General features: G+C 51.5%; 13 protein-coding genes. 10 read left to right on the plus strand and 3 right to left on the minus strand.

All coding sequences use genetic code 11. The features are described from left to right. Positions 1 to 34: 34 nt before the first annotated feature. The 3 genes from B7988_RS04695 to mnmA all read left to right on the plus strand — a co-directional run bounded on the left by B7988_RS04695 (position 35) and on the right by mnmA (position 3104). On the plus strand, positions 35 to 580 hold the full coding sequence (locus B7988_RS04695; RefSeq protein ID WP_088657013.1) for an alpha/beta hydrolase: 546 nt from the start codon (positions 35 to 37) through the stop codon (positions 578 to 580). A 111-nt stretch (positions 581 to 691) separates the two neighbouring features. Continuing rightward, a complete protein-coding gene (locus tag B7988_RS04700; protein ID WP_088657014.1) occupies positions 692 to 1945 on the plus strand; it encodes a hypothetical protein in 1254 nt (417 codons plus the stop codon). Between the two features lie 82 nt (positions 1946 to 2027). Beyond that, on the plus strand, positions 2028 to 3104 hold the full coding sequence (gene mnmA, locus B7988_RS04705; protein WP_249268849.1) for a tRNA 2-thiouridine(34) synthase MnmA: 1077 nt from the start codon (positions 2028 to 2030) through the stop codon (positions 3102 to 3104). Position 3105: 1 nt separating this feature from the next. Here mnmA and B7988_RS04710 read toward each other — a convergent pair whose 3' ends face one another. Next, positions 3106 to 4011, minus strand: coding sequence for a LysR family transcriptional regulator (locus B7988_RS04710; RefSeq protein WP_088657016.1), 906 nt, complete (start codon positions 4009 to 4011; stop codon positions 3106 to 3108). 180 nt (positions 4012 to 4191) lie between these two features. On the opposite strand from B7988_RS04710, the gene metE reads away from it, so the two are divergent. The 3 genes from metE (at position 4192) to B7988_RS04725 (ending at position 7914) form a co-directional block, all read left to right on the plus strand. Beyond that, on the plus strand, positions 4192 to 6456 hold the full coding sequence (metE, locus tag B7988_RS04715; RefSeq protein WP_088657017.1) for a 5-methyltetrahydropteroyltriglutamate--homocysteine S-methyltransferase: 2265 nt from the start codon (positions 4192 to 4194) through the stop codon (positions 6454 to 6456). Positions 6457 to 6550: 94 nt separating this feature from the next. After that, the gene (locus B7988_RS04720) at positions 6551 to 7534 is read left to right on the plus strand and encodes a hypothetical protein (RefSeq protein WP_088657018.1); all 984 of its coding nucleotides are present in this window, start codon (positions 6551 to 6553) and stop codon (positions 7532 to 7534) included. 56 nt (positions 7535 to 7590) lie between these two features. Next, on the plus strand, positions 7591 to 7914 hold the full coding sequence (locus B7988_RS04725) for a hypothetical protein (protein WP_088657019.1): 324 nt from the start codon (positions 7591 to 7593) through the stop codon (positions 7912 to 7914). Positions 7915 to 8010: 96 nt separating this feature from the next. Here the strand turns inward: B7988_RS04725 and folD are convergent, their stop codons facing one another. Together folD and B7988_RS04735 are read right to left on the minus strand one after the other, a co-directional pair. Continuing rightward, positions 8011 to 8850 (minus strand): bifunctional methylenetetrahydrofolate dehydrogenase/methenyltetrahydrofolate cyclohydrolase FolD, encoded by an 840-nt coding sequence (folD, locus tag B7988_RS04730; protein WP_088657020.1) that lies wholly within the window; start codon positions 8848 to 8850, stop codon positions 8011 to 8013. 112 nt (positions 8851 to 8962) lie between these two features. Next, on the minus strand, positions 8963 to 9184 hold the full coding sequence (locus tag B7988_RS04735; RefSeq protein ID WP_088657021.1) for a hypothetical protein: 222 nt from the start codon (positions 9182 to 9184) through the stop codon (positions 8963 to 8965). A 318-nt stretch (positions 9185 to 9502) separates the two neighbouring features. Between B7988_RS04735 and B7988_RS04740 the strand changes: the two genes are divergently transcribed. The 4 genes from B7988_RS04740 to B7988_RS04755 all read left to right on the plus strand — a co-directional run bounded on the left by B7988_RS04740 (position 9503) and on the right by B7988_RS04755 (position 14249). Continuing rightward, positions 9503 to 10435 (plus strand): FKBP-type peptidyl-prolyl cis-trans isomerase, encoded by a 933-nt coding sequence (locus tag B7988_RS04740; protein WP_088657022.1) that lies wholly within the window; start codon positions 9503 to 9505, stop codon positions 10433 to 10435. A 160-nt stretch (positions 10436 to 10595) separates the two neighbouring features. Then, positions 10596 to 11099 (plus strand): sigma-70 family RNA polymerase sigma factor, encoded by a 504-nt coding sequence (locus B7988_RS04745; RefSeq protein ID WP_088657023.1) that lies wholly within the window; start codon positions 10596 to 10598, stop codon positions 11097 to 11099. Continuing rightward, positions 11096 to 11869, plus strand: a complete 774-nt coding sequence (locus B7988_RS04750) for a hypothetical protein (RefSeq protein ID WP_088657024.1) — start codon at positions 11096 to 11098, stop codon at positions 11867 to 11869. The genes B7988_RS04745 and B7988_RS04750 overlap by 4 nt, the downstream gene beginning before the upstream one ends. A 10-nt stretch (positions 11870 to 11879) precedes the next feature. Next, a complete protein-coding gene (locus B7988_RS04755; RefSeq protein WP_088657025.1) occupies positions 11880 to 14249 on the plus strand; it encodes a caspase family protein in 2370 nt (789 codons plus the stop codon). The last annotated feature ends 2 nt before the right edge of the window (positions 14250 to 14251 follow it).

Here is a 14251-nt window from a genome sequence, read left to right on the forward strand (position 1 = left end):
TACTATTTTTATAGGAAAGAAAAGGACTTCTCGAATGCACTACTTGATTGTTCCCGGTTTAAATAATTCTGGCCCGAGTCATTGGCAAACTTTTTGGACCAAGAGTCTGCCAAGCGCAAGTCGCGTTTTTCAGCATTGCTGGGATAAGCCGCAAAAAGAGGATTGGATTGCGACACTCGATGAAGCTGTCCGCCAGCTGAAGGACGACACGATTCTGGTTTCACATAGTCTGGGCGTCGTAACGACGGCTCTCTGGCTTTTACGCACACAACAGCAGGGGAATCTTCCGGCAAATATCAAGGGGGCCTTCCTTGTGGCTCCTGCCGATGCCGACACGGTTGATGTCATCAAGAACTTTGCTCCGATGCCTACCGAAAAAATGCCGGTGCCTGTTTGCATTGTTGGCAGCGAAAACGACCCGTACATGACGCCTGCGCGTACGAAATTTTTTGCCGAGGCGTGGGGCGCGAAGTTGTTTAACGCAGGCACGCTGGGGCACATCAATTCCGATTCAAATTTGGGCGAATGGGAACAGGGACGTGCATTTTTAGCCGAATTCGAAAAAGGCTTGCCGCTTTAGCGTTTGTAATGTTTAGTTAAGCATTAAGGAATAATGTTGTACGAAAAATAATCCCTAAAGCGCATTAAAAAAAGTTATCTTGTGCGCGTTTTTTAAAAAAGTGGGTTAGGGATGAATCGTCAACAGCGCGAAGAGCTTCTTGATAGCATCAATCTTTTAGAAAATAGCCGAGATGAATATCTCCATACCTATGCTGGTGTGAGCATTCATGATCGTACGGTCAGGTCGGTGCAGCTGCGAAAGGCGCTCGAAAACGTGAAGCGGCCTTTCGCCCAATTGTGCGAAAAGATGAAAACGTGCGATTGGCTGTATTTGCCTTTCGACTTGCCGGAACCCGCCCGCGTAAGGGATTCCGAGTTGACTTATTTCGGTATGCCGCCCAAGACGCTTTCGCAACTGATTGTGCTGATTGCGGCATCGATCAAGAAGCAGAATGTCACGGTTCTTTCTATTTGTACGAGAAATCTTGCCGTATACGAGATGATGTTCGGTTTTTGGAATGCCCCGCAGAAAGACAATCTGGATGAACGTGTGGCGGCCATTACCGAGGCAGAGGAAAAGACGGGCGAGCTGTTTGACAAAGCGTCGGAAGAATTCGAAAGAATTCTGAAGATGACGGATTTGGTGAAGACCCAGATGATGTCTGTGACGGAAGCGGAACAGAATGCGAAGGCGAAGTCTGCAGAGGCGGCTGAAAAGGTCGCCGAAATTCAAGCGTTGACAGAGCAGCTGGATGCCCGAAAGCAGGGCTTGGAAGAACTTAAAGAATCTTTGACGCTCAAGATGAATGACGCCGAAGACAGGGACAGGCAATTTGCGGAGAAGATGGAGTCTGCCCAGAGTCTGATTGACCAGGCTTGTGCAAGGATTTCTGAAATCGACAACATGACGGAAAATAGCTTGAAGGATGTTCAAGCTTGCTTGACGACGTCTAGCGAAAAAGTCGAAAAAATCAAGAAGATGACAGACTTTGTGGGCGGTGGCTCTTTGGGCAGCAGTTTTAGCAAGAGAAAGCGGAGCTTGGGCCGCAAGGCGCGCCTTTGGCTGTTCCTAAGTTTGGTGCTGTTCGGCGGTGCGTCCTGGTGGATCTATAATGTGTTTACTCGATTCGGCGTGCATACGGATTCTGTATGGGCCGATGTGGTAATCAATGTCGCCATGTCTTCGATGGCGGTGTTTGCGCTGATCTTTGCCTTGTGGGAATACGGCAAGGAACGCAAGTTGCAAGAAGAATATGCCTTTAGAGAAACGATTGTCTTGACCTTGACGGCATGCCTGGAACAGCTTGATGCGTGTCACCGCGATGACGTGAAAAAGCTGCTTTCGGACACGGTGGAAAAACTCTGCTCGAAATTGCCGGTATAATTTTTAACGATACCTAGGTATCAAAAAACATTATTGGACATTTGTTTTTGCGACTTCTACATTTGGCTCAATGACAAAAAGAGTGGCAGTCGGTTTATCGGGCGGTGTGGATTCCGCCCTTTCGGCGTACCTGTTGCAAAAGCAGGGGTACGATGTGGTGGGCCTCACCATGGCAACGTGGGACGGCTCGGTGAATATGCCTGCGGTAGAAGGTCGCGAAGGTTGCTATGGCCCCAGCGAAGACAAAAATATCGAAGAAGCGAAACTGGTGGCAGACCGCTTGGGAATCCCGCATTATGTGGTTCCTGTCGCCGGCGAATATAAAACCAAGGTGCTGGATTATTTCCGCGCCGAATACCGCGCTGGCCGTACTCCGAACCCGTGCGTGCGTTGCAATCAGTCCATCAAGTTTGGCGCATTGCATTTGGCCGCCCGCAAAATGGGAATTGAATTCGATTATTTTGCTACGGGGCATTATGCGCGTCTCGATTTCAAAAACGAGAATGAACCCTTTTTGTACCGCGCCTTAGATGCGGGCAAAGACCAGACTTATTTTTTGTCGAGACTTTCGGCGGAACAACTTTCGACGGTGTTGTTCCCGCTGGGAAACATGCGTAAGCAAGACGTCAAGGCGCTCGCCGCTGAAATCGGCTGGGAAGATTTTGCGACCAAGCGCGAAAGCCAGGATTTTATTGAATGTGGCGATTACTCGGTGCTGTTCGAAGAATCGGACCAGGTGCCGGGCGATTTCGTGGATGTGAGCGGCAAGGTGCTTGGCCGCCACAAGGGAATCGTGAATTATACCGTGGGCCAGCGCAAGGGCTTGAACATTGGCGGCCAAAAGGAACCGCTTTTCGTGGTGGCGATAGATGCCGCCAAGAATCAGGTGATTCTCGGCCCCCGCAGCGCTCTTTCCTGCATTCAAGTTTCTGCCATTGACTTAAACTTGATGGTCAACGAAAACTCGCCACTGCTTAGGGAACCGCTAGACGCCCACATTCGCTTGGGCCATAAGGGTTCTCCCGCAAAGATTCTGGACTTGGAGCCGGGCCGCATTCGCGTGGAATTCGAAACCCCGCAATTCGCTGCCGCCCCTGGCCAAGTGCTGGTGCTTTATTCTGGCGACGGTGTCATCGCTTCGGCAATTATTGATAAATAACTTATTTGCAGTGTCGCAGGAGTGCGGCAATGTAGGCTTTGGCGTAGCGCGACGGCGTTACGCCTTTTCGCATCACGTAGCCGATGGTCATTTTGTCGTGAACGTCAAGATGCCTTGCGATAATGTTCCTGCCGTTGAGCTTATGGCTGATGACGCCCGAGCAAATGGTGTAGCCATTCAGGCCGATGAGCAGGTTGAAAAGTGTCGCGCGGTCGCGAACCTTGATATTGCGTGGACAATCGAAATCGATGGCGGTGAGCGGCTCTTCGGCGAAGTAGAACGAATTGAAATCGCCTTGTTCGTAGGTCAGGTACGGGTACGGTTTCAAGTCCTCCAGCGTGATTTTCTCTTTCTTTGCAAGCGGATTTTTAGACGACATAAACACATGCAGAGGGGTCGCAAAGAGCGGTTCAAAGATCAAATTGTTCTTTTGAATAAGTTTTTTGATGACTTTTTCGTTCTTGTCGCTCAAATAAAGTACGCCAATTTCGCTTTTTAGCTTGGCAATATCGTCGATAATTTCGTTAGTTTGGGTTTCCCGGAGCGTGAAATCGTAGCTTGGACCGCCGAATTTTCGGATGACGTCGACGAATGCGTTGACCGCAAAAGAGTAATGCTGGCAGCTCACGGAGAAGATGGTGTTGCCGCCTTTGCCTCCCTTGTAGCGGTCTTCCATGAGGGTCGCCTGTTCCAAGACTTGCCTTGCGTAAGAGAGGAATTCGTCGCCCTCATTAGTGATCGTAACGCCTTTATTGGAGCGATTGAAGATGATAACGCCCATTTCTTCTTCGAGCTCGTGAATGGCGGCCGTAAGGCTCGGTTGCGATATGAATACACGCTTCGATGCTTCGGTAATGTTGCGCGTGTCAGCGATGGCGATAGCGTATTTAAGTTGTTGTAAAGTCATAAGGGTAAGGGGTTGTGAGGTCGCACCTTCGGTGCTTTGGGGTGTGGGCGATGAGGTTTGTTTTTACCATAGGAAAAATCTATGGTGAATGCATAAAAAATAGTATTTTACCGATGGTGAAAAAGGAGATATATTTGGCGGCGTAATCGAAAAACAAACAAAAAAGGTAGGTTAAACACTATGAGCAATAAAAAAACATCTGTAATCGGTTTCCCGCGCATTGGTAAGGCCCGTGAACTCAAGTTTGCAAGCGAAAAGTTCTTCAAGGGCGAAATCTCCGAAGTGGAGCTCCAGAACGTCGCCGCCGAAATCCGTCAGTACGGTTGGGCAAAGCAGAAGGCCGCCGGCATCGACTTTATTCCCTCGAACGATTTCTCGTTCTACGATAACGTTCTCGATACCGCATTCTTGTTCGGCATTGTTCCGGAACGTTATAAAAACCTCGACTTGAGCGTACTCGAAAAGTATTTCGCAGCCGCTCACGGTTACCAGGGTGAAAAGGGCGACGTGAAGGCTCTCCCCATGAAGAAATGGTTCAATACGAACTACCACTACATTGTTCCAGAAATTGACGACGCCTCTGAATTCAAAGTGGACGGTTCCAAGCCGGTGCAGGAATTCAACGAAGCAAAGGCTACCGGAATCAAGACCGTGCCGACTTTGATTGGTGCTTACACGTTCCTCCGCTTGGCTCGCTACAACGGCAAGAAGCAAGCAAAGGATTTCGCCGCCTCTGCAGTAGCCGCTTACGCAAAGGTCGCCGAATTGCTCGCCGCTGCCGGTGCCGAATGGATCAGCTTCGCCGAACCCGCTTTGGTGTTCGACGTGACCGCCGAAGAAAAGGAACTTTTTAAATCTATTTATGTGGAACTTATCAAGAAGGTGCGTGCCGCAGGCCTCAAGATTGCCTTGCAGACTTACTTTGGCGATATCCGCGATGTGTACCAGGATGTGGTTGCCCTCGGTTTCGATGCCATCGGTCTTGATTTTGTGGAAGGCCTCAAGTCGTTGGAACTTGTCAAGTCCGGCTTCCCGAAAAATACGCTTTTGCTCGCCGGTATCGTGAACGGCAAGAACATCTGGCGCGCCGATTACTCGCAGAAGAATGCTCTGCTCGCCGAAATCGCGAGTGCTATCGGTGTCGAAAACGTAGTGGTCGGAACATCTTGCTCGCTGTTGCATGTGCCGTACACGGTCGCTGCCGAACAGAAACTCCCCGCCGAGACGCTCCGTCATTTTGCCTTCGCCGAAGAAAAGCTTGTGGAACTTGCCGAAATCGCAAGCGGTGACGTTAACGCCCTCGAAAAGAATAAGGCCTTGTTTGCAACTCCGCGTGTGCAGGCGAACGCCAAGGTGCAGGCAGAACTTGCCGCCCTCACCGCCGCTGATTTCGAACGCAAACCGAGCCGCCTCAAGCGCCGCGAAGTGCAGAAGGCTGAATTCAAGTTGCCCGCATTCCCCACGACTACCATCGGGTCTTTCCCGCAGACGGCTGAAGTCCGCGCGAACCGCGCCGCATTCCGCAAGGGTGAAATTTCCAAGGAACAGTATGTGGAATTCAACCGCAAGAAGATTGCCGAATGCATCAAGCTACAAGAAGAAATCGGCCTCGACGTGATTGTGCACGGCGAATTCGAACGCAACGACATGGTGGAATATTTCGGCTCGAAGATTGACGGATTCGTGTTTACGCAGAATGCCTGGGTGCAGAGCTATGGCACTCGCTGCGTGAAGCCGCCTGTAGTTTGGGGCGACGTGAGCCGTAGCGCTCCGATTACCGTCGAATGGTCCGTATACGCGCAGAGCTGCACCAAGAAACCGGTGAAGGGCATGCTCACAGGCCCGGTGACGATTCTCAACTGGTCTTTCCCGCGTGAAGATGTTTCGCTGAAGGTACAGGCGCAGGAAATCGGCTTTGCCATCCGTGACGAAGTCCTTGACCTCGAAAAGAACGGCATTCGCATTATCCAGATTGACGAAGCTGCCCTCCGCGAAAAGCTGCCGCTCCGCAAGAGCGACTGGCACAAGGAATACCTCGACTGGGCTATTCCGGCGTTTCGCCTGGTGCATGCGAAGGTCAAGCCCGAAACGCAGATTCACACGCACATGTGTTATAGCGAATTCAACGACATCGTGCGCGATATCGACAATATGGATGCCGACGTGATCACCTTCGAAGCTAGCCGTTCCGACCTCAAGCTGCTTGACGCCCTGAACGAAGCCAAGTTCGAAACGCAGGTGGGCCCGGGCGTGTACGACATTCACTCTCCGCGCGTGCCCTCGGAACAAGAAATTGTGGAGGCACTCCACAAGATTATCGCGAAGGTCCCGCGGCAGAATGTGTGGGTGAACCCCGATTGCGGCCTCAAAACCCGCGGCGAAACCGAAACCACGGCAAGCCTCAAGAACCTTGTGGCAGCCGCAAAGAAATTGCGCGCCGAATAAGCCGTAAGGAACATTTCTGGATTGATGCGTCTCACGTTTTTGGCGTGAGGCGTTTTTTATTGCACTTCCGCAGAAATTATTATACATTAAGGGTATGGATATCGCATCAAGTACATACCGCCGCATTTTTGTGCTGGGTTCTGGATTCAGCAAGTCGTTTTGCCCGCAGATGCCTACGCTGCGCGACTTGAACGAACTGATTCCTTTTGGAATTTCAGACGAGTTCCCGCACCTGCGTGATTACTGCAGGCGGTTTCTGGAGCTTTGCAATAATCAGGCGGAATACCTGAATATCGAAACGCTTTCGACGTCGATTCTGTCGGCGCAGATTTTCCCCGGTGTGCGCGAGAGCCTTTACCATTCGAGCCTGCGTTTTGAACTGTTGCGTTTTATTGCGGGTTCGATTCGCCATGACCATGCGGTAGATTCCAAGTCGGCGGCCATTCTCCGCAAGTTTTTGGCGGGCTGTGTGAATTGCCCGAGCGAAGGTGTGCGCGATACCTTGCTGCTCAGCTTTAATTACGACACGTTGATTGAAAATATCATTGCCGACGATCCTAAGATGAGTGCAAATGTGGCGGTGGATTATGGCGTACGTATTGACCCTGCTGACCGCAGTGCGGTTCGTGCGCCGCGGACTCATTCGATTGATTTGCTCAAATTGCATGGCTCACTGAACTGGTACCCGGTCAAGGGCGCTTCTGATCCGCTTGATTTAAAGAATGTGTGCCAGGTGGAACCTTGCGACCGCAGTTTTCCGATTTATCGTGAAGACACTCCGATCTATATTCCGATGGCGCATGCCAAGGAATCTTTCTTGCGCGGGAGCCTATTTAATTTGTTGTGGAGTAAGGCCGATTACTACCTCAAAAATGCCGAAGAGATTTTCTTCTTGGGCTATGGATTCCCGAAGTCCGATATGAACAATCTGGAATTCTTGTTGCGCCACCGTGACCGCTTCAAGAAGGTCGTAGTGTTCGAACGCGAAGGCCACCCCGATTTGGAACGCCTGCGGGCGCTTTTGGGAGATGCCTTGGTGCAGTCCATGGATGCCAAGGAATTCTTGACTAAGTTTTAGAACATCCTGATTCGCTCCGCCAAGGTCTTGCTATATTTTGCACAGAGGGTGCAAAAATGAAATTTATTGGATTGGCCTTATTGATGCTTGCGGGCGTTGCGTGCGCCCAGTTGGTGCAAAAGAAGGCGCCTACGGCAGCCGATTCCATTGATCTTGGTCATAAGAAAGGGCCCATCGTCTATTCAGACCCTAAAGAAAACGAAAAGTCTGCCATAAAAGATGCGACTGTCGAAATGGACAGTAAGAAAATTTCAAACGATTCTACTGTCGGGACGCTGATTGGCGTTGGTGCCGAATTTGTGGGCGACATTGTGAAGGGAATGCTTTCGCCCAATTCTGCTGAAACCGACGCTGTCGAACTTGAACGCACCAGACGGTAGCTAGTTCGGAATTCGAAGTTCGGAATTAGAAATTAGAATAGTCGCGGCGAAGCCGCCTAACTAAATAACTCCGAAATCTGAAATCCGAAATCCGAATTATCTCAGGTATTTCTCGCCGGATTCTACGCTCTGGTAGATGAGAGTGTTGATGGTCATGGGGCCTACGCCGCCCGGAACCGGAGTGTAGGCGCTGGCCACGTCTTCGAGACCTTTTTCGATATCGCCCACGCCACCCGGATGGTAACCGGCATCGACCACGACGGCGCCCTGCTTGATCCATTCCTTCTTGATAAATTCGGGCTTGCCGACGGCACCGACCAAAATGTCCGCCTGCTTGACGTATTCGGGCAGATTTTCGGTCTTGCTGTGGCAAATGGTTACGGTGCAGTCTGCGTTCAAAAGCATCATGGCCATGGGCTTTCCAAGGATGGCGCTGCGGCCTACAACCACGGCGTGCTTGCCTGCAAGCGGAATGTTGTAAGCCTTCAAGAGACGCATAATGCCAGCCGGCGTTGCACAGCCGTAAGCGGGTTCGCCCATCGCCATGCGGCCAAAGCCGAGGCAGGTCACGCCGTCCACGTCCTTGCGGGCGTCAATCGCTTCGAAAGCGGCGCGTTCGTCGATGTGACGCGGAACCGGGTGCTGCAGCAGAATGCCGTGCACGTCGTTGTTTTCGTTGAGTTCCTGGATCTTGTCGAGGAGTTCCTGCGTGGTGGTGTTCTTCGGGAGCACCACGCGAATGCTTTCCATGCCCACGCGGGCGCAGGCGTTGCCCTTCATCTTCACGTAAGTGGCCGATGCCGGATCGTCGCCAACGAGAATCGTTGCAAGGATCGGGGTCTTGCCCGTCTTTTCCTTGAGACTCGCTACGCGGGCGCTGAGTTCTTCTTCAGTGGTCTTGGCAAGGGCTTTGCCGTCGAGGATGAGTGCTGCCATAAAATCTCCGTTGCGCGGAAAAGCGCTGTTTTTCGGGGTGAAAGATAGAAATTAAAAAAGCCCCGCGGAAAACGGTGCAACACGAATCAATCAATGTGAGATTTCTAGAATCTTAGAACATGTCCTTGAGGGACGGGACCAAGGAGCAAACAATTACCCACGGGTAGGAAAGCGAACCCTTAAGCCAACCAGTCTTGGCAGGGCTCGGGACTGCACGAGCAGTGTTCGAGCTGACCATGCTATCGAGCTCGCTACGAACGCTCTCGATGGAGCTTTCGAAAGCCTGCTTGTTAGCGGAGGCCAAATTTATGAAATTTTCGAAACGGTAGTTCATACAATTTCCTTATATTTCTCACTCTTATGTGTAAATTTAGTAACAAAAATCTCTTTTAGCAACCCCTTTGTAAACGCCCGTTTACGGCGTTTGTGTAAGGAAAGTTGTTGCATATTTGGATAAAAGTGTTTAAATTTTGCTAAAAACGCCGATTTTTGCTTAAAGATTTTTCTGAAAAGTCGAGTTTTTGTACATTTTAGGGCGAAAAGATTGTTCTAAAAAGTGTTCACGACGCGTTCTTTAAAGTCTTTTCTATTTTTGGGTGTGTCGTACATCACTGGAATTTGCGATGTAACTCGCTATAGATCAAGGAATTATATGAAGATAAACCATGTTTTTTCGGCTTCTTTGGCACTTTGCTCGGTGCTGGTTGCTTGCGGTGGCGGTCAAAAACCCGCTGTGGATCCCGAGGCTCAGACTGATTCTGCTGCTGCCCCCAAGTCTGCTTTGCCGGATTTGAATAACCCCACCGACCGTTACAGCTATGCGCTGGGTATGGACTTGGGCAAGGCAATTGCGAACGTGAACGTGCCGCTGAACATGGATGTGCTCATGGGCGCTATCAAGGACCAGGTGGATTCTACTCGCCCGGTGCAGATGGCCGATTCTACTGCGGAATCCGCCTTGCAGGATTTGCTTTTGCAGATGCAGAAGAAAAAGGAATCCGACGAAAAGGCCCAGGCCCAGAAGGCGCTTGATGAACAGACGAAGTTCCTTGCCGAAAATGCCAAGGATACGACTGTCAAGAAGACTCCGAAGGGCGTGCAGTATAAGGTGGTTAAGGCCGGTGCAGGCATTAGCCCCAAGATGAGCGACAAGGTGCAGGTGCACTATATCGGAGCGCTCCTCGACGGAACGGAATTCGACAATAGCGTCAAGCGCGGTGAACCGCTGGAATTCCCGGTGAGTGCCGTGATAGAAGGCTGGCAGGACTTGCTGCAGGTCATGAAGGAAGGCGACAAGGTGAAGGCCTGGATTCCGAGTGCCCTTGCTTATGGTGAAGCGGGCGTGCCTCCGATGATTCCGGCGAATGCGATGCTTGTGTTCGAGGTGGAACTCTTGAAGGTTTATGCCGAAGTGCCTGCGGTTGACAGCACTGTTGTGCCCGCCGCCCCTGCTGCCGCTCCGAAGGCTGAAACGAAGCCTGCGGAACCAGCCAAGGCCGAAGCCAAGCCGGCGGAAGCGGCAAAACCCGCTGCCAAGCCGGAAACGAAACCCGCCGAGGCGGCAAAACCCGCTCCTAAGAAATAGTGTTCTGCTAAATAATTATACGTTTATTGCCCCGCGTAAGCGGGGCTTACTTTATTACAACCACTGCCTACCGCCTACTTCCTACTGTCTACTTTCTACTTCCTACTATTTTTTTTAAATTTGCGGTGACACTTTTAATATTCTCCAGTGTTACAATGGTATGAACGGGAAAAATCTCCTTGACCGCATGGCTTTTTCGAAACTGTACGAGGCATATGCCCCGATGGTTTACAGACGCTGTGTGTTTTTGCTCAAGGACGATGCCGAAGCGAAGGATATGGTGCAAAACGTGTTTTTGCGTATATACGAACGCATGGACACCTTGGATCTTTCGCAGCCGTCGAGCTTGTTGTGGAATACGGCGACCAGGCTTTGCCTGAACCGCATTCGCGACAAAAAACGTCGCGGGCTAGATGTGGATTCGAGCGAACTCTTGCTCACCATCGCCTGCGCCGAAGAAGATGACGGAATCGAGGCCAGGGGCCTTTTGGCAAAGATTTTCTCGAAGGAGCAGGAATCGACCCGCACGATTGCGGCGCTACATTATGTAGACGGCATGACGCTCGAAGAAACTGCTGAAACTGTTGGACTTTCGGTGAGTGGCGTGCGCAAGCGTTTGCGTACCCTGCAAGCCAAGATCAAGAATCTGGAGGTTGAAAGATGACATCTGTCAATAAAATTTCCGATTTCAAGCTGGAGCGCTATTTGCTCGGGGAACTCTCCGAAAAAGAAATGCGTGAACTCCAGGAACGCGAATTGAGCGACGAAATCTTTGCCGCCCGCGTGGCTGAAATGCGCCTGCAGGGCAAGCGCTTTGTGGTGGAAAATCCGTTTGTGGCTCTAGAAGCGAAAATGGCTGCCGCGGAACAATCGGCCAATGACGAACGCAAGGTCGTTTCTGTAATGTGGCTCAAGGTGGCTGCCGCGTTGGTGATTGCGCTGGGCGTGTTTTCTATGGTGCTTTTGAATCGTAATGTCGAAACCTTCGATAGCAAGGACGCTGCGATGCAAGTTGCCATGGCTGATGTAGATGACGGCACGCGAATCAAGGGTATGCAGGCTTCTTTGGAAGTCTGGAAAAAGACGGGCGACAGTGCCGTGCAAATGGTGAACCTGGGCGATGCCCACGAAGGCGACGAAATCCAGTTGCGTTACCGTGTTCCGCAAAAGTGCTTCGGCATGCTTTTTAGCATGGACGGCAACGGAACCATTACCATGCACATGGGCGAGGGCAATAAGGCCATTGAACTGGAACCCGGCAAAATGACGACGCTTCCGTTTGCCTACAAGCTTGATAACGCTCCGAAATTTGAAAAGTTCTTCTTGCTCACATCGCAGAATTCTTTTAAAATTGACGGTAACGATATTGACAAGAGCCTGAAGCAGACCGGTGTAGAAAACGTTTCGTTTACGCTCCGCAAAGTTGGGAAATAAGGGGGAGAAAATGAAAAAGATTTTGAGTAAAATTTTATTCTGCGATTTTTTGTCGGGCTCGGCCATTTTCTGCCTGGTGTGCCTGGTGGCGATTTTGGCGGCTGCAAGCAATGCCCATGCTACTGCGAATTCCGGCGAGATCGCGATTAACCGTTACGTGTTCGCGGTGAGTGCGAATAACGGCGGTAAGGGCCGCCCGGTGCTGCGCTATGCCGAAAGCGATGCCCGCGCATTTGCCAATGTACTTTCGCAGATGGGTGGCGTGCCCAAGCAGAATGTGTATCGAGTGACAGAACCGAGTGTGGCGACCTTGCAAAGTCAGCTGGATGCTCTCGATAAAAAGTTGCAGGCTTCAAAATCTGCGAAAGGTGCTGGCGCGGATTCCCGCGAAGAAGTGCTGGTGTATTACAGTGGTCACGCCGACGAAAAGGGACTTCGCCTCGGTGAAGAAATTTATAGTTGGAAAGAATTCCGCAAGCGTGTGGATGCCTTGAATGCCGACGTGAAGATTGCCGTGATCGATGCTTGCGGCTCGGGTGCTATCACTCGCGCGAAGGGCGGTGTCGCTGTGCCTGCGTTCATGGTCGACAAGAGCAGCGACATGAAAGGCTACGCCTTTATCACCAGCAGCACTCAAGATGAATCTAGCCAGGAAAGTGACAAACTCAAGGGTTCCTTCTTTACGCATTCGCTGGTGAGCGGCCTTCGCGGCGCAGGTGACGTGAGTGGCGACGGCAAGGTGACTCTTTCCGAAGCTTACCAGTTCGCCTTTAACGAAACTCTCCAGAAGACCGAAGCCACCATGGGTGGCGCCCAGCACCCCAGCCGCGACATGAACTTGGCGGGCACCGGTGACGTGGTGATGACGGATTTGCGCAGCACGAGCGCAGGCCTTGATTTGGACGAAGATGTAGACGGTCACTTGTTCATTCGCGACGAAAAGGGTGAACTTGTCGCCGAACTTTACAAGAAGTCCGGTCGCGCCATGAGCCTCGGGTTCCCTGCCGGCAAGTACAGCGTACGCTTGGAACGCCCTGCCGAATATAAGGATGCATCGATCACGCTTTATGACAACAACCGTGCGCGTCTCGGCAAAAAGCAGTTCACGGCGGTCGCTGTCGAAAAGACGGCTCTTCGCGGCGAAATCAAGAGCGAACGTTCTTGCGCTAATGGCGATACGGCAAAATGCTCCCTGGATTCGCTTGACCGCAACGGAGTTTCTCGCACGACGTTTGGTTTTTACGACCGCGACAAGGATCCGCGCAAGGGCGTGCAATTGGGTCTCTTTGCCACCAAGACGAAAAATTACATGGTCGGTTCGCAGGTGAGCCTGTTCGTGAATAGCGCCGACAAGGATATGCGTGGCCTTCAGGTAACGGGCCTCTTGAATATCGCGAACGAAAATATCGACGGTGCGCAGATTTCGGGTACCGTGAACTATGCCGAAAGTGTCGATGGCTTGCAGCTGTCCTATATCAACTGGGCGTCTGAAAAATCCGAAGCGGCGCAAATCGGTTTTGTGAATGCCGCTCTCGATACCATGCGCTATTTGCAACTGGGTTTTGTAAACGCTTCTGAATACAGCGGAACTCATGTGGGCTTTGTGAACGCGAGTGTTGGCTCCAAGGTACAGGTGGGCTTTGTCGATGCTGCTAAGAATGCCGATGTTCAAGTGGGCTTTGTCAATGTGGCAAAAGACAACGACGTTCAAGTCGGCTTTACGAACGTGGCGGTCAATTCCCGTGTAGGCGTGGGCTTTGTAAATGTGTCGGCTTGGGAGGGCGGCACGCAGGTGGGTTACGTGAATGTCGCTACCAAGTCTAAGGGCCGCCAGGTAGGTTTTGTGAACGTGTGCGGGCAATGCGAAAAGACTCCGGTGGGCTTTATTAGCGTGGTCGGTAATGGTGTATGGTCTGCTACCACCTCCTTGAACGAAATGGGAGCTCTGGATCTTTCACTCCACTTGGGTACGGCTTATTTCTACACGGCATTCCAAGTGGCCCGCCCCTTCGAAAAGGGTAACGGATTCAAGCACTTTGAAGACCGCTACGAAAGCGGCTACGGTATCGGTACGCAGTTCGGCAAGTACGGTAACCACTTTGAATTGGAATACATGCTCCTGAACGCCCACGAAGCTGTCTCGTTCAGCGACGATACGAATGAAAATTACCACCACCGCCTGCGTTTAGGTTTTGTGCACAAGCTGTTCCCGGGTGTCGGCCTTGCGGTAGGCGGTACGCTGAATGTGGTGACGCTTGGCTATGCGGACAAGCTCTGGCCAAAACCTTGGAACAACTACCACGACGACTTTGGTAGTGAAAAGCATAAAGGCCGTTTCTGGCCCGGATTCTACTCGGGCATTACTGTGGGTAGGTTCTAAAA

It is taken from the genome of Fibrobacter sp. UWB1 (assembly GCF_002210325.1).
Classification (GTDB): domain Bacteria; phylum Fibrobacterota; class Fibrobacteria; order Fibrobacterales; family Fibrobacteraceae; genus Fibrobacter.

Coding starts and splice junctions, on each gene's coding strand:
- B7988_RS04720 (WP_088657018.1), top strand. CDS start 6,551: ATGGATATCGCATCAAGTACATACCGCCGCATTTTTGTGCTGGGTTCT.
- folD (WP_088657020.1), bottom strand. CDS start 8,850: ATGGCAGCACTCATCCTCGACGGCAAAGCCCTTGCCAAGACCACTGAA.
- B7988_RS04735 (WP_088657021.1), bottom strand. CDS start 9,184: ATGAACTACCGTTTCGAAAATTTCATAAATTTGGCCTCCGCTAACAAG.
- B7988_RS04740 (WP_088657022.1), top strand. CDS start 9,503: ATGAAGATAAACCATGTTTTTTCGGCTTCTTTGGCACTTTGCTCGGTG.
- B7988_RS04755 (WP_088657025.1), top strand. CDS start 11,880: ATGAAAAAGATTTTGAGTAAAATTTTATTCTGCGATTTTTTGTCGGGC.
- B7988_RS04700 (WP_088657014.1), top strand. CDS start 692: ATGAATCGTCAACAGCGCGAAGAGCTTCTTGATAGCATCAATCTTTTA.
- B7988_RS04750 (WP_088657024.1), top strand. CDS start 11,096: ATGACATCTGTCAATAAAATTTCCGATTTCAAGCTGGAGCGCTATTTG.
- metE (WP_088657017.1), top strand. CDS start 4,192: ATGAGCAATAAAAAAACATCTGTAATCGGTTTCCCGCGCATTGGTAAG.
- B7988_RS04710 (WP_088657016.1), bottom strand. CDS start 4,011: ATGACTTTACAACAACTTAAATACGCTATCGCCATCGCTGACACGCGC.
- B7988_RS04725 (WP_088657019.1), top strand. CDS start 7,591: ATGAAATTTATTGGATTGGCCTTATTGATGCTTGCGGGCGTTGCGTGC.
- B7988_RS04695 (WP_088657013.1), top strand. CDS start 35: ATGCACTACTTGATTGTTCCCGGTTTAAATAATTCTGGCCCGAGTCAT.
- B7988_RS04745 (WP_088657023.1), top strand. CDS start 10,596: ATGAACGGGAAAAATCTCCTTGACCGCATGGCTTTTTCGAAACTGTAC.